Source organism: Streptomyces sindenensis (assembly GCF_014649035.1).
Taxonomy (GTDB): Bacteria; Actinomycetota; Actinomycetes; order Streptomycetales; family Streptomycetaceae; genus Streptomyces; species Streptomyces sindenensis.
The window spans coordinates 1-25,388 of record NZ_BMSG01000049.1 but is presented as its reverse complement, the minus strand read 5'-3'; the positions used below and the strand labels follow the sequence as shown (position 1 = coordinate 25,388).

The 25,388-nt window shown below is 71.1% G+C and carries 15 protein-coding genes and 1 tRNA gene; 4 read left to right on the top strand and 12 right to left on the bottom strand.

Annotated features, from left to right (window positions below):
- Positions 1-79: 79 nt before the first annotated feature.
- The 3 genes from IE145_RS31665 (at position 80) to IE145_RS31655 (ending at position 6,673) form a co-directional block, all read left to right on the top strand.
- Positions 80-4,774, top strand: a complete 4,695-nt coding sequence (locus IE145_RS31665) for an Lhr family ATP-dependent helicase (protein ID WP_189528870.1) — start codon at positions 80-82, stop codon at positions 4,772-4,774.
- Positions 4,775-5,008: 234 nt separating this feature from the next.
- The gene (locus IE145_RS31660) at positions 5,009-5,872 is read left to right on the top strand and encodes an Fpg/Nei family DNA glycosylase (RefSeq protein ID WP_189528869.1); all 864 of its coding nucleotides are present in this window, start codon (positions 5,009-5,011) and stop codon (positions 5,870-5,872) included.
- Between the two features lie 36 nt (positions 5,873-5,908).
- On the top strand, positions 5,909-6,673 hold the full coding sequence (locus IE145_RS31655) for an SDR family NAD(P)-dependent oxidoreductase (protein ID WP_189528868.1): 765 nt from the start codon (positions 5,909-5,911) through the stop codon (positions 6,671-6,673).
- On the opposite strand, the gene IE145_RS33630 is transcribed toward IE145_RS31655, so the two are convergent.
- The 11 genes from IE145_RS33630 to IE145_RS31605 all read right to left on the bottom strand — a co-directional run bounded on the left by IE145_RS33630 (position 6,621) and on the right by IE145_RS31605 (position 21,999).
- Positions 6,621-6,878, bottom strand: a complete 258-nt coding sequence (locus IE145_RS33630) for a hypothetical protein (RefSeq protein ID WP_229825991.1) — start codon at positions 6,876-6,878, stop codon at positions 6,621-6,623. The genes IE145_RS31655 and IE145_RS33630 overlap by 53 nt on opposite strands.
- Positions 6,879-7,052: 174 nt before the next feature.
- The gene (locus IE145_RS31650; RefSeq protein WP_189528867.1) at positions 7,053-7,244 is read right to left on the bottom strand and encodes a CsbD family protein; all 192 of its coding nucleotides are present in this window, start codon (positions 7,242-7,244) and stop codon (positions 7,053-7,055) included.
- 70 nt (positions 7,245-7,314) lie between these two features.
- Complete coding sequence (locus tag IE145_RS31645; RefSeq protein ID WP_189528866.1) at positions 7,315-7,785, bottom strand: Dps family protein; 471 nt, start codon at positions 7,783-7,785, stop codon at positions 7,315-7,317.
- Positions 7,786-8,051: 266 nt separating this feature from the next.
- Positions 8,052-8,435 carry a helix-turn-helix domain-containing protein gene (locus IE145_RS31640; RefSeq protein ID WP_003965837.1) on the bottom strand — a complete coding sequence of 128 codons (384 nt, stop codon included), beginning with the start codon at positions 8,433-8,435 and terminating at the stop codon, positions 8,052-8,054.
- A gap of 109 nt (positions 8,436-8,544) precedes the next feature.
- The gene (locus IE145_RS31635; protein ID WP_189528865.1) at positions 8,545-9,054 is read right to left on the bottom strand and encodes a CinA family protein; all 510 of its coding nucleotides are present in this window, start codon (positions 9,052-9,054) and stop codon (positions 8,545-8,547) included.
- Entirely contained in the window at positions 9,051-9,908 is an 858-nt protein-coding gene (pgsA, locus tag IE145_RS31630; RefSeq protein WP_189528864.1) for a CDP-diacylglycerol--glycerol-3-phosphate 3-phosphatidyltransferase, read from the bottom strand. Before pgsA ends, IE145_RS31635 begins: the two co-directional genes overlap by 4 nt.
- Complete coding sequence (rimO, locus tag IE145_RS31625) at positions 9,905-11,386, bottom strand: 30S ribosomal protein S12 methylthiotransferase RimO (RefSeq protein ID WP_189528863.1); 1,482 nt, start codon at positions 11,384-11,386, stop codon at positions 9,905-9,907. The genes pgsA and rimO overlap by 4 nt, the downstream gene beginning before the upstream one ends.
- Positions 11,387-11,549: 163 nt before the next feature.
- Positions 11,550-12,350, bottom strand: coding sequence for a helix-turn-helix domain-containing protein (locus tag IE145_RS31620; protein WP_189528862.1), 801 nt, complete (start codon positions 12,348-12,350; stop codon positions 11,550-11,552).
- A 304-nt stretch (positions 12,351-12,654) separates the two neighbouring features.
- Positions 12,655-15,444: a DNA translocase FtsK gene (locus IE145_RS31615; protein WP_189528861.1), complete on the bottom strand. Its 2,790-nt coding sequence runs from the start codon at positions 15,442-15,444 to the stop codon at positions 12,655-12,657.
- A 167-nt stretch (positions 15,445-15,611) separates the two neighbouring features.
- Positions 15,612-16,295, bottom strand: a complete 684-nt coding sequence (locus IE145_RS31610; protein WP_006128007.1) for a response regulator — start codon at positions 16,293-16,295, stop codon at positions 15,612-15,614.
- Between the two features lie 244 nt (positions 16,296-16,539).
- A complete protein-coding gene (locus tag IE145_RS31605) occupies positions 16,540-21,999 on the bottom strand; it encodes a HAMP domain-containing protein (protein WP_189528860.1) in 5,460 nt (1,819 codons plus the stop codon).
- A gap of 397 nt (positions 22,000-22,396) precedes the next feature.
- Between IE145_RS31605 and IE145_RS31600 the strand changes: the two genes are divergently transcribed.
- Positions 22,397-25,024 (top strand): SpoIIE family protein phosphatase, encoded by a 2,628-nt coding sequence (locus tag IE145_RS31600; RefSeq protein WP_189528859.1) that lies wholly within the window; start codon positions 22,397-22,399, stop codon positions 25,022-25,024.
- Between the two features lie 67 nt (positions 25,025-25,091).
- Here the strand turns inward: IE145_RS31600 and IE145_RS31595 are convergent.
- Positions 25,092-25,164, bottom strand: a tRNA-Thr gene (locus tag IE145_RS31595).
- Between the last annotated feature and the right edge of the window lie 224 nt (positions 25,165-25,388).

The following is a 25,388-nucleotide window of genomic DNA, read 5'->3' as shown; positions in this document are numbered from 1 at the left end:
TCGTGCGCGACCGGCCGAGCGGGCCATCGTGGGCGGCGCCACCGGCCCGTTGTCAGTGGCGGGGTGCACGATGGGGGACATGACCGGATCAGCGCTCGACGCGTTCTCGCCCGCGACCCGCAGTTGGTTCGCCGGGGCCTTCAGCGCGCCCACGGCCGCGCAGGAGGGCGCCTGGCGGGCCATCGCCGAGGGCAGTGACGTCCTGGTCGTCGCGCCGACCGGTTCGGGCAAGACGCTGGCCGCGTTCCTCGCCTCGCTGGACCGGCTGGCCGCCGAGCCGCCGCCCGCCGACGCCAAGAAGCGCTGCCGGGTGCTGTACGTGTCTCCGCTCAAGGCTCTCGCGGTGGACGTCGAGCGCAATCTCCGCTCGCCGCTGACCGGAATCCGCCAGGAATCGGTGCGCCTGGGCCTGCCGGAGCCCGAGGTGCGGGTCGGTATCCGGTCCGGGGACACCCCGCCGGCCGAGCGGCGCTCCATGGTCACCAGGCCGCCGGACATCCTGATCACCACGCCCGAGTCGCTGTTCCTGATGCTGACGTCCTCCGCCCGGGACGCACTGGCGGGGGTGGAGACGGTGATCCTCGACGAGGTGCACGCGGTCGCCGGGACAAAGCGGGGCGCCCACCTCGCGCTCTCCCTGGAGCGGCTCGACGAGCTGCTGGCCCGTCCCGCCCGGCGCATCGGCCTGTCCGCGACGGTCCGCCCGGTCGACGAGGTGGCGCGCTTCCTCTCGCCGCAACGGAAAGTGGAGATCGTCCAGCCCCGCTCCACCAAGGAGTTCGACCTCTCGGTCGTCGTCCCGGTCGAGGACCTGGGCGAGCTGGGCGGCTCCCCCGCCACCGACGGCGACTCCGGCCAGGCGGACAAACCCTCGATCTGGCCGCATGTCGAGGAGCGCATCGCCGATCTCGTCCAGTCGCACCGCTCCACCATCGTCTTCGCCAACTCCCGGCGCCTGGCGGAACGCCTGTGCAACCGGTTGAACGAGATCGCCTACGAGCGGGCGACCGGCACCCCCTTCGACCCGGACGACCCGGCCCCCGCGCTCCCGGAGGCGCACGCCCCCGCCGAGATCATGGCCCAGTCCGGTGCGGGCAAGGGCGCCCCCGCCCTGCTGGCCCGCGCCCACCACGGGTCGGTCTCCAAAGAGCAGCGCGCCCAGGTCGAGGAAGACCTCAAGGCGGGCCGGCTGCCCGCCGTGGTCGCCACCTCCAGCCTGGAACTGGGCATCGACATGGGCGCGGTCGACCTGGTGGTCCAGGTCGAGTCCCCGCCCTCCGTCGCCTCCGGGCTCCAGCGGGTGGGCCGCGCCGGACACCAGGTGGGCGCGGTCTCGACCGGAGTGGTCTTCCCGAAGTACCGGGGCGACCTGGTGCAGGCCGCCGTGGTCACCGAGCGGATGCGCGAGGGGGCCATCGAGGCGTTGCGCATCCCGGCCAATCCGCTGGACGTCCTGGCGCAGCAGCTGGTCGCCATGGTGGCCCTGGACAGCTGGCAGGCCGACGACCTGCTGGCCCTGGTGCGGCGGGCCGCCCCGTTCGCCTCACTGCCCGAGTCGGCGTTCACCGCCGTCCTGGACATGCTCGCCGGGCGCTATCCCTCCGACGCCTTCGCGGAGCTGCGCCCCCGGGTGGTGTGGGACCGCGTGGGGGGTACGGTCACGGGCCGCCCCGGTGCGCAGCGGCTCGCCGTCACCTCGGGCGGCACCATCCCGGACCGCGGCCTCTTCGGGGTCTTCCTGGCCGGGGCGGACCCGAAGAAGGGCGGCGGCCGGGTCGGCGAGCTGGACGAGGAGATGGTCTACGAATCCCGCGTCGGCGACGTCTTCACCCTGGGCACCACGTCCTGGCGGATCGAGGACATCACTCGGGACCGGGTCCTCGTCTCGCCCGCCCCGGGCGTTCCGGGGAGGCTGCCGTTCTGGAAGGGCGACCAGCTGGGCCGCCCGCTGGAGCTCGGCCGCGCCCTGGGGGCGTTCCTCCGTGAGATCGGCGGCCTGTCCGAGGAGGATGCCCGGCTGCGGCTGCTCGCGGCCGGACTCGATGCCTGGGCGGCGGACAACATCCTGGCCTACCTGGACGAGCAGCGCCGGGCCTGCGGCCATGTGCCGGACGACCGGACGATCCTCGTCGAGCGGTTCCGGGATGAGCTGGGCGACTGGCGGGTCGTCGTGCACTCCCCCTTCGGCGCCCAGGTGCACGCCCCGTGGGCGCTCGCCCTCTCCGCCCGCCTCGGTGAGCGTTACGGCATGGACGCCCAGGTCATGCACGCCGACGACGGGATCGTGCTGCGGCTGCCCGACGCGGACATGATGGGCCTGGACCTGCTCGATTTCGACGCCCCGCCAGCCGCGGAAACGTCGGATGCCGAGAGCGGCGGACCGGCGCCGGGAGCCCTGGCGTACGACAGCGACCAGCCCCCGGTGGCGGCGGCCGACGTCGTCTTCGACCAGGGCGAGGTCCAGCAGATCGTCACCGACCAGGTGGGCGGATCCGCCCTGTTCGCCGCCCGGTTCCGGGAGTGCGCCGCGCGCGCCCTGCTGCTGCCCCGGCGCTCCCCCGGCAAGCGCACCCCGCTCTGGCAGCAGCGCCAACGGGCCTCCCAGCTGCTCCAGGTCGCCTCGGAGTTCGGCTCCTTCCCGATCGTTCTGGAGGCCGTCCGCGAATGCCTCCAGGACGTGTTCGACGTCCCCGGGCTCACGGAGCTGATGGGCGATCTGGAGGCGCGCCGGGTCCGGCTGGTCGAGGTGACCACCCAGGAGCCCTCCCCCTTCGCCCGCTCGCTCCTCTTCGGTTATGTGGCCCAGTTCCTGTACGAGGGCGACTCACCGCTCGCCGAGCGGCGCGCCGCCGCCCTCTCCCTCGACTCCCATCTCCTGGCCGAGCTGCTGGGCCAGGCGGAGCTGCGCGAGCTGCTCGACCCCGAGGTCCTCACCGAACTGGAGCGGGAGCTGCAGTGGCTCACCGAGGACCGGCGCGTCAAGGACGCCGAAGGGGTCGCCGACCTGCTGCGTGTGCTCGGTCCGCTGACCGACGCCGAGCTGGCCGAGCGGGGTGCCCAGCCGTCCTGGGCGCCGGAGCTGGCGACGGCCCGCCGGGCGATCCAGGTCCGGATCGCGGGGGCCGACCACTGGGCGGCGATCGAGGACGCGGGCCGACTGCGCGACGCCCTGGGCACCGCGCTCCCGGTCGGCGTGCCCGAGGCGTTCACCGAGCCGGTGAAGGACCCGCTCGGCGACCTCCTCGCCCGGTACGCGCGAACGCACGGCCCGTTCACCGCCGCCCGCGCCGCCGAGCGCTTCGGGCTCGGGACCGCCGTCACCGACGGCGCGCTGCAACGCCTCTCGGCCTCCGGCAGGACCGTCCAGGGCGAGTTCCACCCGGCGGGCATCGGCCAGGAGTGGTGCGATGCCACGGTGCTGCGCCGGCTCCGCCGCCGGTCGCTGGCAGCGCTCCGCCAGGAGCTGGAGCCCGTGCCGCCCGCGGCCCTGGCCTCCTTCCTCCCCCCGTGGCAGCACTTCGGCTCCCACCGGCTGCGGGGCATCGACGGGCTGGCCCGCGCCGTCGAGCAGCTCCAGGGCGCGCCCGTGCCCGCGTCGGCGCTGGAGAAGCTGATTCTGCCGAGCCGGGTCCTCGGCTACACCCCGGCGATGCTCGACGAGCTGACGACCACGGGCGAGGTGGTCTGGGCGGGGGCGGGGGCGCTGCCCGGCAAGGACGGCTGGGTCTCCCTCTACCTCGCCGACAACGCGCCGCTCCTCCTGCCGCCGCCGCACCCACTGGAGCTGTCGGCGCTCCACGAGTCCGTGCTCACCACGCTCTCCGGCGGATACGGCCTGTTCTTCCGCCAGATCGCCGACCAGGTCCGGGCCACCACCCATCCGGACTGCACGGACCAGCAGCTGGCCGACGCCCTGTGGGACCTGGCCTGGTCCGGGCGGCTCACCAACGACACCCTGGCCCCGCTGCGCTCGCTCCTGGGCTCCGGGCGGACGGCGGGCTCCACCGCCCACCGCTCCCGGCGCAGCGTCCCGCGCGGGCGCTACGGCTCCCTCACCGCCGCCGCCCGCACCGCGTCCCGGACCGGCCCCCCGACGGTCTCGGGCCGCTGGTCCCTGCTGCCCCCGGTCGAACCGGAGCGGACCCACCGCGCCCACGCCCTGGCCCGCACCCTCCTCGACCGGCACGGCGTGGTGACCCGCGGGGCGGTGCAGGCGGAAGGGGTGGAGGGCGGCTTCTCCGCGACGTACCGCGTGCTGGCCGCCTTCGAGGACAGCGGGCAGGCGCGGCGCGGCTATGTGGTCGAGGGACTGGGGGCCGCCCAGTTCGCCATGGACGGAGCGGTGGACCGGCTGCGGGCGGCTTCCACGGCTCGCGACCGCCGGGATCCGGAGACCGCGCCCGAGGCCCTGGTCCTCGCCGCGGCCGACCCGGCCAACGCGTACGGCGCTGCGCTGCCGTGGCCGGAGTCCCCGGATGGCGCCGGACACAAGCCGGGCCGCAAGGCGGGGGCGCTGGTGGTCCTCGTCGACGGCGAGCTGACGCTCTACATGGAGCGCGGCGGCAAGACCCTTCTGGCCTGGCCGTCCGATCCCGAGGCCCCGGCCCTGCGAGCGGCGGCCGAGGCCCTGGCGGCCTCGGCCCGCGCCGGAGCCCTGGGCACGGTGACGGTGGAGCGGACGAACGGGGTCTCCGCCCTCACCTCGCCCCTGGGCCGGACCCTGGAGGCGGCCGGATTCCTCGCCACCCCGAGAGGCCTCCGCCTGCGCGCCTGACCGGGACCACCGGACCACGCGGCAGCCGGCCACCGGACCACGCCGCAGCCGCCCGTCGGACTCGGGGCGACGCACGGGACGCCACCCGCGGGGGGACGCACAGGCACCCGACGCGGGGCCACGCACGGGACGCCACCCGCAGGGGCACGCACAGGCACCCGACGCGGGGCCACGCACGGACGTCACCCGCAGGGGGGGGGCGCACGGGTGCCCCGGCGCGTCCATCATGGAGGCATGCCCGAAGGAGACACGGTCCTGCAGACCGCCACCCGGCTGCACACGGCGCTGGCGGGGCAGGTGCTGACCCGGTCGGACCTGCGCGTCCCCCGCTTCGCCACCGCCGACCTCACCGGCCGGACGGTCCTGGACGTCACCGCGCGCGGCAAGCACCTGCTGACCCGGATCGAGGGCGGCCTGACCCTGCACAGTCACCTCCGGATGGACGGGGCCTGGCGGGTGTTCGCCCCGGACGAGCGCTGGCGGGGCGGCCCCGGCCACCAGATCCGGGCGATCCTCGGCAACACCGAGCACACCGCCGTGGGCTACCGGCTCCCCGTGCTGGAACTGCTGCGCACCGACGAGGAGGACCGGGCCGTGGGGCATCTGGGGCCGGATCTGCTGGGCCCCGACTGGGCTCCCGGCCTCGCCGTGGACCGGCTGCTCGCCGCACCGGACCGCCCCATCGGGGAAGCGCTCCTCGACCAGCGGAATCTGGCGGGCATCGGCAACGTCTACAAATGCGAGCTCTGCTTCCTCGCCCGCGTCACCCCCTGGCTCCCCGTGGGCGCCCTCCCCGACGGCGTACTCCCCCGCCTCGTCACCCTCGCCGAGCGCCTGCTGCACGCCAACCGCGACCGCCCCACCCGGACGACGACGATCACCTCCGAACTCCGCACCCCGCCGAACCGTGGCCTCGGCGCGGCCCCGCCCCCCGGCACCGGCCGCCCCCGCCCACCTCACCGCGTACAAGAGCGGCTGTACGTCTACGGGCGGGCCCGCAGACCCTGTCTGCGCTGCGGAACCCCGATCCGCCTCGCCGACCAGGACGACCGGCCGACCTACTGGTGCCCCGGCTGCCAATCGGGACCGACACCATAGTTGACGACCCGTCAGATACGGCCGTACGGTCCGGTCATGGCTCTCTCCGCGTACGACCTCACGGGCCGCGCCGCGTTCGTCACCGGTGCGGCGAGCGGCATCGGGCGGGCGAGCGCCCTGCTGCTCGCGGAGGCCGGGGCCCTGGTCCACTGCGTCGACCGCGACGAGACGGGGCTGCGCCGGACGTACGACCTGATCGCGGAGGCGGGCGGCAGCGCCCGGACCCACGCCCTGGACGTCACCGACCGCGACCACGTCCGTGCCGCGGTCGCCGACGCGGGGCAGCTCGACATCCTGGTCGCCGCGGCCGGGATCATGCACACCAGCAGCGTGCTGGAGACGGCGGACGAGGATCTGGACCGCGTGCTGGCAGCCAATTTCAAGGGGGTGCTGTACGCCTGCCAGGAAGTGGCCCGCTCTCTGACAGCCCGCTCCGCCTCCGGCTCGCTGATCACGATGGCGTCGGGTGCCGTGGACGCGGCGAGCGCGGGTCTGCTCTGCTACAGCGTCGCGAAGGCCGCCGTGGTCCAGCTGACCAGGACGCTGGCCACGGAGCTGGGGCCGCACGCCATACGGGTGAACGCCGTCGCGCCCGGCTGGATCCGTACGCCGATGACCGACCGGCACGATGCGGCTGGACAGCACCGGGCGGAGGCGACGATGGCCCGGATATCACCACTGGGCCGGGTCGGGGAGCCCGAGGACGTCGCCCACACGGTGCTGCACCTGGCCTCGGACGCCTCGGCCTTCATGACCGGCCAGATCCTCCGGCCGAACGGCGGCGTCGCCATGCCCTGGTAAACCGCGCGACAGCCGCGCCCGACCCCCTCGACGAGCCCACCGGCGCCAACGACGCGACATGGACCGGCAACAGGCTCAGCCCCCAGCCACCCGCCGCCACCGCTCCCTCAACCAGCCCCGCCTGCTCCGGACGCAGCACCAGCCGGAGCACCGCCCACCACCACAGCCCGCCGAGAACCAGCGCCGGCACCCATCGCCGTATCATCGCTGCCTCCCGCGGCCGAGGTCCCTTTCCGGCAGTTTCCCCTGGCAGCGACGGTGGTGCATCCAGAACACCCGGCCGAAGAGCCACCCCCACAGGCAGGGCCCCGACCACACGACCGTGCCCCCGCCGGGACGGCGGGGGCACGGAAAAGCCTGGGCAGCCGGGTCGTGGCGACTACTTGTCGTCGTCCCGGCCGAGGGAATCCTTGACGCCCTTGGCGCGCTCGGTGAGCCCGTCGGCCGCTTCCTTGGCCCCACCCTTGGTCTGGTCGGCCTTGCCCTCGGCCTCCTTGCGGTGGTCGCCGGTCAGCTTGCCGACCGCTTCCTTGCCCTTGCCCTTCAGCTTGTCCATGGCTCCGTCGCTCATGATGTCGCCCCTTCGCTCGTCAGACGTATCGCGGTGGCCGGCCGCCGTTCAGCGACCACGGGTCGCCGGGTCAGGCGCTCTCCGCCTGGAACATCCAGGCGTGCTTTTCGAGATCCGCCGTCAGCGCGATCAGCAGGTCCTGGGTCACGGGGTCCGGCTCGTCGGTCGCCTCGATGCGCTCCCGCATCCGGCCGATGACCACGCCGAGCGCGTCGACCAGGATCTTCACAGCGTCGGTGTCCTTGATCCACCCCTCGGGCACGGACGCGATGGCCGTCTCCTTGGCCACGGTGCCGGAGCGCCCGTCCGGGTTGACCCCGACCGCCGAGGCGCGTTCGGCCACCGTGTCGGAGTGCTGCCGGGCCGTGGTGACGACGTCGTCGAGCTGGAGGTGCACGGAGCGGAAGCGCGGACCGACCACGTTCCAATGAACCTGCTTGGCCACCAGGGAGAGGTCGACGAGGTCGACCAGAGCGCCTTGGAGCGCCGTTCCCACGACCTTGAGATCACCCTCGGACAACGTGCTCTTGACCACAGACATGTGCGCTACTCCCATCCGTCAGCCACTTCACTGACCGTTTCGGTGCATCACCCACGATGGCACATATGAAGCAAAACGGTCATGTGGGCCTTGTCCTCCGTGTGCCCACCGACTCCCGGCTCACACACCTGATCCGAAACGCACCCAATGATCCGGAACACACCCGGCCCCAGGCGCACCCGAGCCCGGACGCACCGAACGCGAAAGTCCCGGCCGACCCCGGTAGGGGCCGACCGGGACTCCGGTCGAGCTCAGTGCCGCGTGGATCAGGCGGCGACGACGTCCACCGCTTCCGCGGGCGCCTTGATGGTCACGCGTCCCGACGGCACACCTGCGACCGACGAGACGGAGACGGAATTGAGCATGGGACGAACCGGTACTGGGACCGGATCACTGGCAGCTGCCGACTCGGCCAGCTCCGCGAGCGAGAGCTCGTCGCTCACCTCTCGCATGAGCTCGGACATCCGTACGTCAAGCGCGTCGCAAATCGCGGAGAGCAGCTCGGAGGATGCCTCCTTCTGCCCCCGCTCCACCTCGGAGAGATAACCGAGCGAGACCCGGGCGGACGAGGAGACTTCGCGCAGAGTACGGCCTTGGCGCTGGCGCTGCCGACGCAGCACGTCACCCAGCAGGCGACGGAGCAGAATCATCGGTGGCTCCCTCCTCGGACCGCGTAGCCGCATCCTTCACGCCCTACCGTACCGCCTTGTGCTGCGGCCGTGCGGGGAGCGATGTCGTGTTCACTCAGGGCTGCAAACATCAATTCCCCCCGTGTTGTTCCGTATCCTGTGCCCGCGCATTCCCACCGAGTTCGCTCGCGAGCAGTTCGAGGACGCTTCGCACACTCTCACTACGGATATCCGCCCTCTCACCATTCAATCGCAGAGCCGTCACTTTCTCGACGCCGGAGGGTCCGGCAACGGCCACGAAGACGGTGCCGACGGGCTGTCCGTCCTGGGGTTCCGGTCCCGCGACGCCCGTGGTGGAAACCCCCCAGTCCGCGTCGAGCGCCCGGCGCACACCGGCCGCCATCTGCAGCGCGACCTCGGGGTCCACCGCGCCGCGCTCCGCCAGAAGGGTCGCGTCGACGCCCAGGACGTCCCGCTTCAGCGGGGTGGCGTAGGCCGTCACCGAGCCCCGGAAGGACCGCGAGGCTCCGGGTACGGAGGTCAGTTCGGCGGCGACCAGGCCACCGGTCAGCGATTCCGCGACGGCGAGCGTCTCGCCCCGCGCCCCGAGAAGCCGGAGCGCCCGGGCGGCGGCTGTCACCGCTCGGCCTCCGCGGCGTCTCGTGCCTCGGCCGTACCGCGTACGTCCGTCCCGGAACCCCGTACGTCGGTGACACCACCGCGTCCGTCCGACCCACCGGCCGCAGTACCGGGACCCGCACCGGCACCGGCACCGGCACCCAGCGTGGTCCCGGCCGCAGCCCGCAACGCCTCCTCCGCGGCCTGCGCCGCCCGCTCGGCCGCGGCGGCGCGCTCCGCCGCGAGGCCTTTGCGGCGCAGGACGACGGCCTGGCGTACGTAATCGAGTCCGGTGACGACCGTCAGCACGACGGCGACCATCATCACCCAGAAGCGCAGGGTCGCCAGGGGTCCGGTGAGCGCCAGGACGTACATCCCGACCGCCGTCCCCTGCGCGAGCGTCTTCAGCTTGCCGCCCCGGCTCGCCGGGATCACGGCATGGCGGATCACCCAGAACCGCATCAGCGTGATGCCCAGCTCACGGGCGATGATCACGCCGGTGATCCACCAGGGCAGATCGCCCAGGATCGAGAGCGAGATCAGCGCCGCGCCCATGATCGCTTTGTCGGCGATCGGGTCGGCGATCTTCCCGAAGTCCGTGACCAGGTTGTACGTACGCGCGAGATGGCCGTCGAACAGATCGGTGATCATGGCGACGGCGAAGGCCGCCCAGGCGAAGGAGCGCCAGGCCGGATCGTAGCCGCCGTTGTGGAACAGCAGCAGGACGAAGCCGGGCACGAGCAGCAGTCGCACCATGGTCAGGATGTTGGCGATGTTCCACAGGCTGGCCTGGTTGACGGCCGCAGTCCCCAGCTTGCCGCCGCGGACCGGCTTCGCGCCGGAACCGCCTGCCGCGGATGCCGGGACTCCCGTCATCTGGCTGCCTCCGCAAGCTCGTGGTGTTCGGCCACCAGGTCGACGCCCTCGGTGCCCACTGCCTTTGCCTCGACCATACGGCCCGGCACGAGTCCCTCGCGTGTGGTGAAGACCACCTGGCCGTCCGTTTCGGGGGCCTGGTGGGCCGCGCGGCCGATCGCGACGTCGCCGTCGTCCTCCGACTCCACGGATTCCACGAGCACCTGGAGGGTCTCGCCGACGCGCTCCTCGGCCCGCTGCGAGGTCAGCTCCTCGGCCAGCTGGGAGATGTGGGCGAGGCGCTCCGCGATGACGTCGGCGTCCAGCTTGTTCTCGTAGCCGACCGCCTCGGTGCCCTCCTCGTCGGAGTAGCCGAAGACGCCGATCGCGTCGAGGCGGGCGCCGGTGAGGAAGCGTTCCAGCTCGGCGAGGTCCGCCTCGGTCTCGCCGGGGAAGCCGACGATGAAGTTGGAGCGGGCGCCGGCCTGGGGCGCCTTGCTCCGGATGGTGTCCAGGAGCTCCAGGAAGCGGTCGGTGTCGCCGAAGCGGCGCATCGTGCGCAGCACGCTCGGGGAGGAGTGCTGGAAGGAGAGGTCGAAGTACGGGGCGACCTTCGGCGTCGAGGTGAGGACGTCGATGAGGCCGGGGCGCATCTCGGCGGGCTGGAGGTAGCTGACCCGGATCCGCTCGATGCCGTCCACGTCGGCCAGCTCGGGCAGCAGGGTCTCCAGGAGGCGGATGTCGCCGAGGTCCTTGCCGTAGGAAGTGTTGTTCTCGGAGACGAGCATGACCTCCTTGACGCCCTGCTCGGCCAGCCAGCGGGTCTCCTGGAGCACGTCCGAGGGCCGCCGCGAGATGAAGGAGCCGCGGAAGGAGGGGATGGCGCAGAAGGAGCAGCGGCGGTCGCAGCCGGAGGCGAGCTTGACCGAGGCGACGGGGCTGGTGCCGAGCCGACGGCGCAGCGGTGCCCGCGGCCCGGAGACCGGGGCGACGCCTTCGGGAAGGTCCTCGGGGGCCGGGGCGGGCGCCTCCTGGGCGTGGCCGGGCAGCGCCACGGCGGCGTCCTGCCGCTCGGCGGGGCTGATCGGCAGCAGCTTGCGGCGGTCGCGCGGGGTGTGCGAGGCGTGGATGCCGCCGTTGAGGATGGTCTGGAGCCGGTCGGAGATGTCGGCGTAGTCGTCGAATCCGAGGACGCCGTCCGCCTCCGGCAGGGCCTCGGCGAGGTCCTTGCCGTAGCGCTCGGCCATGCAGCCGACGGCGACGACGGCCTGGGTGCGGCCGTGGTCCTTGAGATCGTTGGCTTCGAGCAGGGCGTCGACGGAGTCCTTCTTGGCGGCTTCGACGAACCCACAGGTGTTGACGACTGCGACATCCGCGTCCGAGGCGTCCTCGACGAGGTCCCAGCCGTCCGCTGCCAAGCGGCCTGCAAGCTCCTCCGAGTCCACCTCGTTACGGGCGCAGCCAAGAGTGACAAGGGCGACGGTACGGCGTTCGGGCATGGACTCAAGACTACTTCGTCCCGGCGACCGCCCCGCCGTGCAGGGTTGCCTGGCCCCCCGCTGTTACTCCGCGTAGCAGCCGGGCGGGGCGGGAACGCCGACGGGCGCCCGGTGCGAGACCGGGCGCCCGTCGGGACGCGGCAGGGGATTCGAGGGGCTCGGATCAGCCGGCCTCGGGGTCGCCCTTGGTGTAGGAGAGCCGTTCGACCTGGCCGGGACCGAAGCGGTCCTCGACCTGCTTGCCGTTGACGAAGAGGCTGATCGCCCCGGCGTCGCCGAGGACGAGGTCGATGCGCTCCTTGTCCTGGAAGGTCTTGGACTCGCCCTGGAGCAGCAGCCCGTCGAAGAGCCCCCGTCCGTTGTGGTCCTTGACCGAGATCCAGCTCTTGCCGCGGTCCGCGCTGAGCTTGACCGTCACCTTGTCCCGGGGGGCGGCGGCGATGGCGCTCTCGGAGGGCACGGGCTTGGGGGCGGCGGGCTTCGTGGTGGTGGGCTTGGCCGCGGTCTTGTCGGGCTTGGAGCCCTCGGCGACCTGGGCGGTGTTGGTGGGTTCGTCCTCGCCGCTGAAGAGCGTGAAGCCGACGAATCCGACGACGGCGACGATGGCCGTGACCATGGCGGCGGTCCAGTTGGGCCGCCGGGGTTCGGAGCGGATGCGTTCCGCTTCGAACAGCGGTGCCGCGGGGGTCGGGGCGGGACGGCCGCCGTGATCGGCGTCGTACTCCTCGACCAGCGGTTCCGGATCGAGACCGACGGCACGCGCGAGCGTGCGGATGTGGCCGCGGGCGTAGACGTCGCCGCCGCAGCGGGAGAAGTCGTCCTGCTCGATCGCGTGCACGATGGGGATGCGCACCCGGGTGGAGCTGCTGACTTCCTCGACCGTCAGACCTGCGGCGATGCGAGCCTGCTGAAGGGCACGACCGATCGAAGGCCGGTCGTCTTCGGGGGAGTTGCCGATGGACACGGGGGCGCCTTTCGAGCGTGAGCCACCTGCTGGATGTTCAGTCTAGGGGGGGTACGAAAGGGTGGGGCAACCGGGAGGGACGACTTTGTACGCCATCGGGTTTCGCCGGACGTCTTCGCCTCCGGCTCCGGTGCGGAGCGGGGGCGAAGGACAGCCCCGATCGAGGACTGGGCAACCTGTAGTGGGCCGAACGGGGTGGGAGCAGGGGTGAGGTGGTGGCGGAGCGAGCTGTGGGGAGGGGCACGGTTTCGTCCCTCCCTTCAACTGGACGTACGACCGTACGAAACGGTTGCCCACAAAACCTTTACGGAGCGGATTCCCCGCGGATGACGGCCAACACCCCGTCGAGCTCGTCCGGTTTCACCAGGACGTCCCGCGCCTTGGATCCCTCGCTGGGGCCGACGATGGAGCGGGACTCCATCAGGTCCATCAGCCGGCCCGCCTTGGCGAAGCCGACCCGCAGCTTGCGCTGGAGCATCGAGGTCGATCCGAACTGGGTGGAGACGACCAGTTCGGCCGCCTGGCAGAGCAGGTCCAGGTCGTCGCCGATGTCCTCGTCGATCTCCTTCTTCTGCTTCGTACCGACGACGACGTCGTCCCGGAAGACCGGCGCCATCTGGTCCTTGCAGTGCTGGACGACGGCCGCGACCTCGTCCTCGGTGACGAAGGCGCCCTGCATACGGGTGGGTTTGTTGGCGCCCATCGGGAGGAAGAGCCCGTCGCCCTTGCCGATGAGCTTCTCGGCGCCGGGCTGGTCGAGGATGACGCGGCTGTCGGCGAGCGAAGAGGTGGCGAAGGCGAGCCGGGAGGGCACGTTCGCCTTGATCAGGCCGGTCACGACGTCGACCGAGGGCCGCTGGGTGGCGAGCACCAGGTGGATGCCGGCCGCGCGGGCGAGCTGGGTGATGCGGACGATCGAGTCCTCGACGTCGCGCGGGGCCACCATCATCAGGTCGGCCAGCTCGTCGACGATCACCAGCAGATACGGGTACGGGGACAGCTCGCGCTCACTCCCCTCGGGGAGCTTCACCTTGCCTTCGCGTACCGCCTTGTTGAAGTCGTCGATGTGCCGGAAGCCGAAGGCGGCGAGGTCGTCGTAGCGCAGGTCCATCTCGCGCACGACCCATTGCAGCGCCTCGGCGGCCTTCTTGGGGTTGGTGATGATCGGGGTGATCAGGTGCGGGATGCCCTCGTACGCGGTCAGCTCGACGCGCTTGGGGTCGACGAGGACCATCCGCACGTCCTCGGGGGTGGCCCGCACCATGATCGAGGTGATCAGGCAGTTGATGCAGGACGACTTGCCCGAGCCGGTGGCGCCGGCCACGAGCATGTGGGGCATCTTCGCCAGGCTGTGCATGACGTAGCCGCCCTCGACGTCCTTGCCGAAGGCCACCATCATCGGGTCGTCGTCCTCGGCCAGACGCAGCACGTCGCCGAGGTTTACCATCTCCCGGTCGCTGTTGGGGATCTCGATGCCGACCGCCGACTTGCCCGGGATCGGCGAGATGATCCGTACGTCCGGACTGGCCACCGCGTAGGCGATGTTCTTGGTCAGGGCGGTGATCTTCTCGACCTTCACCGCGGGGCCGAGCTCCACCTCGTACCGGGTGACGGTGGGGCCCCGGGTGAAGCCGGTGACGGCGGCGTCCACCTTGAACTCGGTGAAGACGGTGGTCAGCGAGGCGACCACGCGGTCGTTGGCGGCGCTGCGGGTCTTGCCCGGGCCGCCGCGCTCCAGCAGGTCGAGCGAGGGCAGGGAGTACGTGATGTCGCCGGAGAGCTGGAGCTGTTCGGCGCGGGCGGGCAGCCCCGGCGCGGACTCGGGGGCGGGCTTGGTCAGGTCGGGCACCCCGCCCGACCGCTCCTCGCCGCCCTCGGGCGCGGGGGCGGACTTCCGGACTCCGGGCTTCGGGCGCTCCTCCCGCTCGGCCTCCCGGGCCCCGGGCACGGGCGTCCCGGTGCGTTCCCGGTCCACGGAGACGCCCTGGGTCAGGTCGGCGACGACCGGAGAGGGCGGCATGCCGTTGAGCACGGCCCCGTCGAGCGCGGCAGCGGCGGCGGCCGCGACGTCCACCGCGTCCAGCGGCCGGTTCATCGCGGGCTGCGCGGAGGGCCTGCGGGTCCTGCGGCGCTTGGTGAGCGCTTCCTCCTCGGCCCGGTCGTGGTCGTCCGCCGGGTCCGTGACCGTACGCCGTGTACCGCGTCGGCGGGTCCGCTCGGGCAGCGCCTCACGCCACTGTTCCTCGTAGCGCTCGTCGTCGTCCTCGTACCCTTCGTGGGCATCGGGCGCCGGTTCCACGATGCCGAGGCGGACGCCGAGCTGACGCAGCCGCTGCGGAATGGCGTTGACGGGGGTGGCGGTGACGACGAGCAGCCCGAACACGGTCAGCAGCACGAGCAGCGGTACGGCGAGGACCTCGCCCATCATGAAGATCAGCGGTTTGGACGTGGCCCAGCCGATCAGCCCGCCCGCGTCCTGCATGGCCTCGGTGCCCGCGTCCCGGCCCGGCGAACCGCAGGCGATGTGGACCTGGCCGAGGACGCCGATGACCAGCGCGGACAGTCCGATGACGATCCGGCCGTTGGCCTCGGGCCGCTCCGGGTACAGGATGAGCCGCACCGCCATCGCGCCCAGCAGTATCGGCGCGAGCAGGTCGAGCCGGCCGAAGGCGCCGGTCACCAGCATCTCGACCAGGTCGCCGACCGGCCCCTGGAGGTTGGACCAGGTGCCCGCGGCGACGATCAGCGCCAGGCCGAGCAGCAGCAGCGCCAGCCCGTCCTTGCGGTGGGCGGGGTCAAGTCCCTTGGCGCCACGCCCTATCGAGCGGAACACCGCGCCGACGCCGTGTGCCGTACCGAGCCAGATGGCGCGCACCAGCCGGTAGACGCCCCCGGTGGGTGACGGCGCGGGCCTGGGCGCGGGCTTCTTGGCCGCCGCCTTCTTCGCGGGAGCCTTCTTGGCGGGGGCAGCCGACTTCTTCGGTGCGGTCTTCTTGGCGGGCGCGGCTTTCTTCGCCGGGCCCGCAGTACGGCCGACGCTCTTCGCGGTGCCCGCCGTGCCCTGGGAACCCTTGCCGGACGTACGTGAGGCCATGGTGCCGAGGTTACCGCTGTCGTCGCCCGTGAACACGTTCGCCTACTCGTTCACCCGACCGTGTCGCCTCCGAGCGGCGGGGAACTGACGCCGCCTCATGGCCCCGGCTCCGCTTCACGGCAGGGGCTGCACACGCGCGGGGCTCGACGCGTCAGGGGCCGGAGATGTCAGCCCTGTGCGGGCAGCACGCCCGCGCCTCCGCCGGTGCCCGGCTCCAGCGCGTCGAGCGCGCGGCGCAGACCGGTCAGCTTGCGCTCCAGGTGGGCGGCGGTGGCGACCGCGGCCGCGTCCGCGGATTCGTCGTCGAGCTGCTTGGAGAGCGCTTCCGCCTGCTCCTCGACCGCCGCGAGCCGTGCGGAGAGTTCGGCCAGCAGACCGGCCGGCTCCTTCTCGTGCTCGCCGCCCGCGTGGCCGTCGCCCTCCAACTGGAGCCGCAGCAGGGCCGCCTGCTCACGCAGCTTGCAGTTCTTCATGTACAGCTCGACGAAGACGGAGACCTTGGCCCGCAGCACCCACGGGTCGAACGGCTTGGAGATGTAGTCCACCGCGCCGGCCGCGTACCCGCGGAAGGTGTGGTGCGGACCGTGGTTGATGGCGGTGAGGAAGATGATCGGGATGTCCCGGGTCCGCTCCCGCCGCTTGATGTGCGCGGCGGTCTCGAAACCGTCCATGCCCGGCATCTGGACGTCCAGCAGAATGACCGCGAAGTCGTCCGTGAGCAGCGCTTTGAGCGCCTCCTCCCCTGACGATGCCCGCACCAGTGTCTGATCGAGCGCAGAGAGGATGGCCTCCAGCGCCAGCAGATTCTCCGGCCGGTCATCGACCAGGAGGATCTTGGCCTTCTGCACCATGGCCCGCCCTCCTCGCCCCGGAAATGCACCGGGTGCCGCCCCAGGGGACGACTCCCTTACGCCGTCCGTCCTTGTGCCGGTCATGGTAGCCGCACCCCGCCCGTCACCACACCCTGTCACCGCGATGTCACTGTGCACATACCGGAAACGCGGTGGGAGTCCAGAAGGTTCCCCGAATGCAGCGCGTTCACACTCGTTCGAGCACAGTCGGTCAATAACTCACGCCAATTCATTCAATCCTCGATCACTCTCCGTGCATCCACTGCTCCATCACCGCAAGCAGATGATCAGGGTCGACCGGCTTCGTCACATAGTCGGAAGCTCCGCAATCGATGGCCTTCTCCCGGTCGCCCTTCATCGCCTTCGCGGTGAGCGCGACGATCGGCAGCCCGGCGAACTGCGGCATCCGCCGGATCGCGGTCGTCGTCGCGTACCCGTCCATCTCGGGCATCATGATGTCCATCAGCACGACCGTCACATCGTCGTGCTGCTCCAGGACTTCGATGCCCTCACGGCCGTTCTCCGCGTACAGCACGGAGAGTCCGTGCTGCTCCAGCACGCTGGTGAGCGCGAAGACGTTACGGATGTCGTCATCGACGATGAGCACCTTCTCGCCCCGGAAGCGGAATGTCCGCCGGGGCGCCGGCTCGGCCGCCGCGCCCTGGTCCTGCCCCTGGCTCTCGCCCTGGCTCCCCTGCACCCACTCCTCCTGCTGCGGGGCGCCCTCGGACGTCGTGCGCCCAGCCGGCAGCGCGGGCTTGCGGGCCGCGTCGCCCAGGGCCTTGCGCCGCCTGCGGAACACCCCGGCGGAGTTGGCCGGGTCGCCGTACGGAGCCGACTGGCCCTGCGGCGACTGCGCCTGCCCCATCTCGCCCGTGCCACCCAGCACCTCGGCGGAACCGGAACCGACCGCGGGGAAGCCCTGGGGCGGCAGCTCGGCGCGGTGCAGCGGCAGGTACAGGGTGAAGGTCGAACCCCGTCCCGGCTCGCTCGCGGCATGGATCTCGCCACCGAGCAGCCGGGCGATCTCCCGGCTGATGGAGAGACCGAGACCGGTGCCGCCGTACTTCCGGCTCGTCGTGCCGTCCGCCTGCTTGAACGCCTCGAAGATCACCAGCATCTTGCTGGACGCGATCCCGATCCCGGTGTCGGTGACCGAGAACGCGATCAGATCGGCTTCGGCGTCCCGCAGCGAACCCGCCTCCAGCAGATGCTCCCGGATCGCGTTCGGCACATCGGCGCCGGCCGGCCGGATCACCAGCTCCACCGCGCCGGTATCGGTGAACTTCACCGCGTTGGAGAGCAGGTTGCGCAGCACCTGGAGCAGCCGCTGCTCATCGGTGTGCAGCGTCGCGGGCAGCTCCGGCGAGACCCGTACGGAGAAGTCGAGCCCCTTCTCCGCGGTGAGCGGGCGGAAGGTCGCCTCCACGTAGTCGACCAGCTGGACCAGGGCGATCCGGGTCGGGCTGACGTCCATCTTGCCCGCCTCGACCTTGGAGAGGTCGAGGATGTCGTTGATCAGCTGGAGCAGATCGGATCCGGCCCCGTGGATGGTCTCGGCGAACTCCACCTGCTTCGGCGAGAGATTGCCCTCGGCGTTGTCCGCCAGCAACTTGGCCAGGATCAGCAGCGAGTTGAGCGGGGTGCGCAGCTCGTGCGACATGTTCGCCAGGAACTCGGACTTGTAGCGCATCGAGACCGCGAGCTGCTCGGCGCGCTCCTCCAGGACCTGACGCGCCTCCTCGATCTCGGTGTTCTTCACCTCGATGTCGCGGTTCTGCTGGGCCAGCAGCTCGGCCTTCTCCTCCAGTTCGGCGTTGGACGCCTGGAGGGCCTTCTGCCGGTTCTCCAACTCCTGCGAGCGGTCACGCAGCTGCTCGGTCAGCTCCTGCGACTGCTCCAGCAGCTTCTCGGTCTTGGTGTTGACGCTGATCGTGTTGACACTCGTCGCGATCATCTCGGCGAGCTGGTTGAGGAAGTCCCGCTGGATGTGCGTGAACGGCTGGAAGGAGGCCAGCTCGATCACCCCGAGGACCTTGCCCTCGAACAGCACCGGCAGCACGATCACATGCGCGGGCGGCGCCTCGCCGAGCCCGGAGGAGATCTTCAGATACCCCGGCGGAACGTTGTCCACCTGGATCGTCCGCTTCTCCTCGGCCGCCGTCCCGATGAGCGTCTCACCGGGCCGGAACGAGGTCGGCATCGAACCCGCCGAGTAGCCGTAACTCCCCCGCATCCGCAGCTCGTACGCACCGTCGTCACCGTTGTCCGGACCGACCTCGTCCGAGTCGCCCGGGGACATGGCCAGGAAGAACGCGCCGTGCTGTGCCGAGACCACCGGCGTCAGCTCGCTCATGATCAGCGAGGCCACGTCGTCCAGATCGCGGCGGCCCTGCATCAGACCGGAGATCCGGGCGAGGTTGCCCTTCAGCCAGTCCTGCTCCTTGTTGGCGAGGGTGGTGTCGCGGAGGTTCGCGATCATCGTGTTGATGTTGTCCTGGAGGACCTGGATCTCCCCGGCCGCGTCCACATCGATCTTGAGGTTCAGATCGCCGCGGGTCACCGCGGTGGCGACGGCCGCGATGGCGCGCACCTGACGGGTCAGGTTCCCGGCCATCTCGTTCACCGACTCGGTGAGGTCGCGCCAGGTGCCGTCCACGTCCCGCACCCGCGCCTGACCGCCCAACTGCCCCTCGGTGCCCACCTCGCGGGCGACCCGGGTCACCTGCTCGGCGAACGAGGACAGCTGGTCGACCATCGTGTTGATGGTGTTCTTCAGCTCCTGGATCTCACCGCGCGCGTCGATGTCGATCTTCTTGGTCAGATCGCCCTTGGCGATGGCGGTCGTGACCGTGGCGATCTGCCGCACCTGACCGGTCAGGTTGGAGGCCATCGAGTTCACGGACTCGGTGAGGTCCTTCCACGTGCCGGCGACCCCCGGCACCCGGGCCTGGCCGCCCAGCTCGCCCTCCGTACCCACCTCACGGGCCACGCGCGTGACCTCGTCGGCGAACGAGGACAGCGTCGTCACCATCGTGTTGACCGTGTCGGCCAGCTCGGCGACCTCGCCGCGCGCCTCCACGGTGACCTTCTTCGTCAGATCGCCGTTGGCGACCGCGGAGGAGACCCGGGAGATGTTGCGCACCTGGCTGGTCAGGTTGTTGGCCATCAGGTTGACGTTCTCGCTGAGGTCCTTCCAGATGCCGGTCGCCCCGCGCACCCGCGCCTGACCGCCGAGAATCCCCTCGGTGCCCACCTCGCGGGCCACCCGCGTCACCTCGTCGGCGAAGTTCAGCAGCTGGTCGACCATCGTGTTGACGGTCGTGACCAGTTCGAGGATCTCGCCCTTGGCGTCGACGGTGATCTTCTTCGAGAGATCGCCCTTGGCGACCGCGGTGGTGACCTCGGCGATGTTGCGGACCTGGAGGGTCAGGTTGTTCGCCATGCCGTTGACGGACTGCGTGAGGTCCTTCCACGTTCCGGACACACCCTGCACCTCGGCCTGACCGCCGAGGATGCCTTCCGTACCCACCTCACGGGCGACCCGCGTCACCTGCTCCGCGAAGTTGGACAGCTGGTCCACCATCGTGTTGAGGGTGTTCTTCAGCTCCAGGATCTCGCCCCGGGCGTCCACGTCGATCTTCTGCGACAGGTCACCGCGCGCGACCGCCGTGGCGACCTGCGCGATGTTACGGACCTGAGCGGTGAGGTTCCCCGCCATGCCGTTCACCGAATCAGTCAGATCGCGCCACACTCCGGCGACGCCGGGCACCTGCGCCTGACCGCCGAGCCGGCCGTCCGTACCCACTTCACGGGCCACCCTGGTCACCTGGTCGGCGAAGGCCGAGAGCTGGTCGACCATGGTGTTGATGGTGTTCTTGAGCTCCAGGATCTCGCCCCGGGCGTCCACGTCGATCTTCTGCGACAGGTCGCCCCGCGCCACCGCCGTCGTCACCTGCGCGATCTGCCTCACCTGGGAGGTGAGGTTCCCGGCCATGAAGTTGACGGAGTCCGTCAGCTCCTTCCACGTACCCGAGACGCCGTCCACGCGCGCCTGACCGCCGAGGCGGCCCTCGGTGCCCACGTCCCGGGCCATCCGCGTCACCTGGTCGGCGAAGCTGGAGAGCTGCGCCACCATCGTGTTGACGGTGTTCTTCAGCTCCAGCATCTCGCCGGCCACGTCCACGGTGACCTTCTGCGACAGGTCACCGTTGGCGACCGCCGTGGTGACCTGCGCGATGTCCCGGACCTGACCGGTCAGGTTGCGGAAGGCGGTGTTCACCGAGTCGGTGAGGTCCTTCCACGTGCCCGCCGCCCCCGGCACCTCGGCCTGCCCGCCGAGGCGGCCCTCGACACCGACCTCCCGGGCCACCCGGGTCACCTCGGAACCGAACGACTGGAGCTGGTCCACCATCGTGTTGACGGTGTTCTTCAGCTCCAGCATCTCGCCGGCCACGTCGACCGTGACCTTCTGCGACATGTCGCCGCTGGCCACCGCGGTCGTCACCTGGGCGATGTCGCGCACCTGGGTGGTGAGGTTCCGGAAGACCGTGTTCACCGAGTCGGTGAGGTCCTTCCACGTCCCGGCGGCACCGGGCACCTGCGCCTGACCGCCGAGGAGCCCCTCGCCACCGACCTCGCTGGCCACCCGGGTCACTTCGTCCGCGAAGGTCCGCAGCGTCTCGGTCATCTGGTTGATCGTCTCGGCGAGCTGCGCGACCTCGCCACGCGCGCTCACCGTGACCTTCTGCGTCAGGTCGCCGCTGGCGACCGCCGTCGTCACCTCCGCGATCCCGCGCACCTGGGAGGTGAGGTTGCCCGCCATCGTGTTGACGGAGTCGGTGAGGTCCTTCCACACCCCGGCCACACCCGGCACGGTCGCCTGACCGCCCAGCTCGCCCTCCGTACCCACCTCACGGGCGACGCGCGTCACCTCGGAGGAGAACGAGGACAGCTGGTCGACCATCGTGTTGACGGTGTTCTTCAGCTGGAGCATCTCACCGGCCACATGGACGGTGACCTTCCGCGACAGATCACCCTTGGCGACCGCCGTCGTCACCAGCGCGATGTCCCGCACCTGGGCGGTGAGCCGGTACGCCATGGTGTTCACGGAGTCCGTGAGGTCCTTCCAGGACCCGGACATCCCCCGCACCTGCGCCTGGCCGCCTAGCTTGCCCTCGGTGCCCACCTCGACGGCGACCCGGGTCACCTGCTCGGTGAAGACCGACAGCTGGTCGACCAGGTTGTTGACCGTACGGGCGACCTTCAGGAACTCGCCGCGCAGCGGCCGTACCGTCTCGTCCTGGGTGTGCGAGCGCAGCTCCATCCGCTGTTCCAGATCACCGTCGGCGACCGCCGACAGGACCCGGCCCACTTCGGAGACCGGTCGCGCGAGATCGTCGACGAGCTCGTTGGAGGCGTCGATGGCGGCGGCCCAGGAACCCTCACAGGCGCCCGTCTCCAGCCGCTCCGTGAGCTTGCCCTCGCGCCCGACCACCCGCCGGACGCGCGCCAGCTCACCGGTGAGATGGAGATTGCGGTCGGCGACCTCGTTGAAGACCGCCGCGATCTCCGTCATCACACCGTCGCCCGAGACGGTGAGCCGCCTGCGGAAATTGCCGTCGCGCATCGCCACGAGGCCCGCGAGCACTCTGTTCAGAGCGGCCGCGTCCACTTCGACGGTGCCATTGCGCTGCTTTTTCACGGACTGTCCGCCTTTTGTACGCGCCTTCGAACCCTGCGCCGCCACGCCAGACTCCACCGTGTCCCTCCCGCAGGGGTTGACCGTTCACTCGGGCCTATCCGGAAGCTTGCCCAGTTCCACTCTGGCTCACCGCCACAGCACACCGTCAACGGGCAGCCGGACGGACGTCAAATCGTTGCAACGTACCAGGCCGGAACAGGTCGGCGGGAAACCTGCACCGGTTGCTCCCCGTCCCGTGCACCGGGAGGCCATACTTGTGCGCCCGCGCACCACCGGGGCGACTTGTCCCGAACTCGGCCCTCGTGTACCCGGCAGCCTTGAGATACGTCTAGCCTGGCAAGCGAATCGAAGCGGCGATAAACGGGCACAGGACTCGGGGAAGCGACGAGACACCAATATGGGGAGTGCTGTGATCACCGCGCGCGCGGCCGCCACCTTCGAACCGGTCGGGCGCTCGGTCGCGACCGCCCGCGCCTTCGTCCGGGACACGCTCCAGGGGTGGGGTTACAACGATGTCGTGGACGACGCCGTCGTCCTCACCAGTGAGCTCGTGACCAACGCCGTCATCCACGCGGGGACGGCGGCCGACGTCCTGTGCCTGCGCACCGAGGACGGCGTCCGCGTCGAGGTCTCCGACCACTACCCCGAACGCGAGGTCCCGCTCCAGAGCAGCGGCCTCGACTTCGGCAGCCCGGACCGCGAGAACGGCCGCGGTCTGCTGCTCTGCGCCGCCCTGGCCTCCCGCTGGGGCGTCGAGTACTCCCCCACCCGCAAGCACGTGTGGTTCCAGCTGGACCTGCCCGAGCGGCCCGTGGGCATCCGCTCCGCCGGCCCGGTCCTGCCCACCTCGCTCCTCCCGGTCACCGACCAGCGGATCCGGGTCGCCGTCGTCCAGATCGACAGCGTCGGCGCGATCAGCGCGTGGAACGACGACGCCGCGTACGTCTTCGGGCACACGGCGGAGCAGGTGACGGGCAAGCAGTTCACCGACTTCGTGGCCTGGCCGAACACCCCGGGCACCAACACCGGCATCGCCGACGCCCTCCAGCTGTCCCGCTGGGAGGGCAGCTACGGCATCCGCGGCGCCGACGGCCGGACCATCGCCGTCTACGCCTCGCACCTGCGGGTCCGCGACACCGACGGCGACCCGTCCACGGTCTGCCTCCTCGTCCGCGACGCCGAACGCGCCGTCCTCCAGACCCCGGTCCGCGCCCCGGTCTCCGACGCCTCCTCCGACAGCCGCACCACGGACCCGTTCGAGGTCTTCATCGGCTCCCCCGCCCCCGACGACCTCGACGGGCTCCTCCAGCGGACGGTCGAGCGGGCCCGCGACATGCTCGACGCCGACGCCGCGTTCCTCCTGCTCGCCACGGACGACGAGACGGAACTGGAGGTCCGCGCGACGACGGGCCTCCCCTCGGCCCGCCAGCGCTTCGCCCGGGTCCCCGTGGAAGCCGGAACGGGACGCTACGGCTCCGCCCGCATGCCGGCCGTCCACGAGGACCTGACCGCCGTTCCCGGCGCCGTCCCGCTCCTCACCGACACCGGGATGCGCTCGGTCGTCACGGTCCCGCTGAAGGTCGAGGGGCGGCTCACCGGCTCCCTGGGCGTCGCGGCGGAGGGCGCGGGCCGCTACTCGAACGAGGAGGCCCTGCGCCTCCAGTTCGCCGCCGACCGCATCGCGCTGGCCGTGGAGTCCGCCCGCCTCGGCGAGCTGGAGCGGCTGCGCCGCGGCTCCCTGTCCTTCCTCGTCGAGGCCTCCGACCTGCTGGCCGGCACACTGGACCGGGACCAGACCCTGGCGCTGATGGCCCAGATGACGGTCCCGACCCTGGCCACCTGGTGCGCGGTCTACACGATCGCGGACCAGTCCTCCGATCCGTACCTCTCGTACGTGCTCCACGAGGACGAGGACCTCATCGACGGCCTCAAGGCCCTGCTCTCGAAGATCGCCCCACCGGATCCGGTCCCGACGCCCGGCGCCCGCGTCTGGGCCGCCCCGGCGGAGGCGGGCCACCGTGCGGCCCTGTCCACGTCGACCCGCAGCCTGGCCCACGACGCCCCGCTGAGCATGAACACGGCCACCCGCACGACGCTCGCCACGGCCCAGGCGGTCGGCGGCGAGACGGTGGTCCTTCCGCTGGTCGCCCGCAACCGTGTGATCGGCATGCTGACGCTCGGGAAGCCTTCGGACGACCACTTCCGCCAGGAGATCCTGGAACTGGCCGAGGACCTGTCCCGCAGAGCCGCCCTGGCCCTGGACAACGCCCGCCTGTACTCGGAGCGCATGGCGATCAGCCAGTCCCTCCAGCGCAGCCTGCTGCCCCCGGGCCTCCCCGACGTGCCGAACGTCGAGATCGAGGTCATCTACCGCGCCGCGGGCGAGGGCAACGAGGTCGGCGGCGACTTCTACGACGTCTTCCCGATCAGCGACGGCGCGTACGGCTTCGCCATCGGCGACGTCTGCGGTACGGGCCCCGAGGCGGCCGCCGTCACCGGCCTGGCCCGCCACGCGCTGCGCCTGCTGGCCCGCGAGGGCTTCGGCGGCCCGGCGGTCCTGGAGCGCCTCAACGCGGCCATCCTCGACGAGGGCGCCCGCAGCCGCTTCCTGACCCTGCTGTACGGCGAGCTGTGGCCCCAGGAGGACGGCAGCGCCCTCCTGAAGGTGGTCTGCGCCGGCCACCCGCTGCCGCTGCGCCTGCGCCAGGACGGCTCCGTGGAGTCGGCCGCGGAGCCGCAGCCCCTGCTGGGCGTGCTCGACGACCTCGACCTGTACGAGCAGGAGGTCGTCCTCAACCCGGGCGACGTCCTCCTGTGCGTCACGGACGGCGTCACCGAACGCCGCGAGGGAACCCGCATGCTGGGCGACGACGGCCTCGCGGACGTCCTGTCGACGTGTACGGGCCTGACGGCCGGAGCGGTCGCCTCACGCATCCTGCGGGCCGTGGAGCGCTTCGCCGCCGAGCCGGCCTCGGACGACATGGCGATCCTGGCCATGCGCGTCCCGGAGCCGCCGCTCACCTGATTCCGCTCGCTGCTCCCCTTCAACGCGAAAGGCCCCCGCCATGTGGCGGGGGCCTTTCGTTGTTCAGAGCCCCAATGCGGAATCGAACCGCAGACCTTCTCCTTACCATGGAGACGCTCTACCGACTGAGCTATTGGGGCCTCGTTGCGCTGTGGCAACGAGGTAAACCATACACGGGATCAGGGGATACGCCTAATCGCGATCGGCGCATCGGGGAGCGGCAGCAGAGGAGCAGGAGAAGAGCAGGAGAAGGGCGGCAGAAAGGTGGTAGCAGCCGCAGGTTCAGGCCTGGTACTCCGGCCCCAGAACGCAGAAAAGCCCCGTGCCACAAGGGCACGGGGCTTTCCCACAATAATTGTTCGGC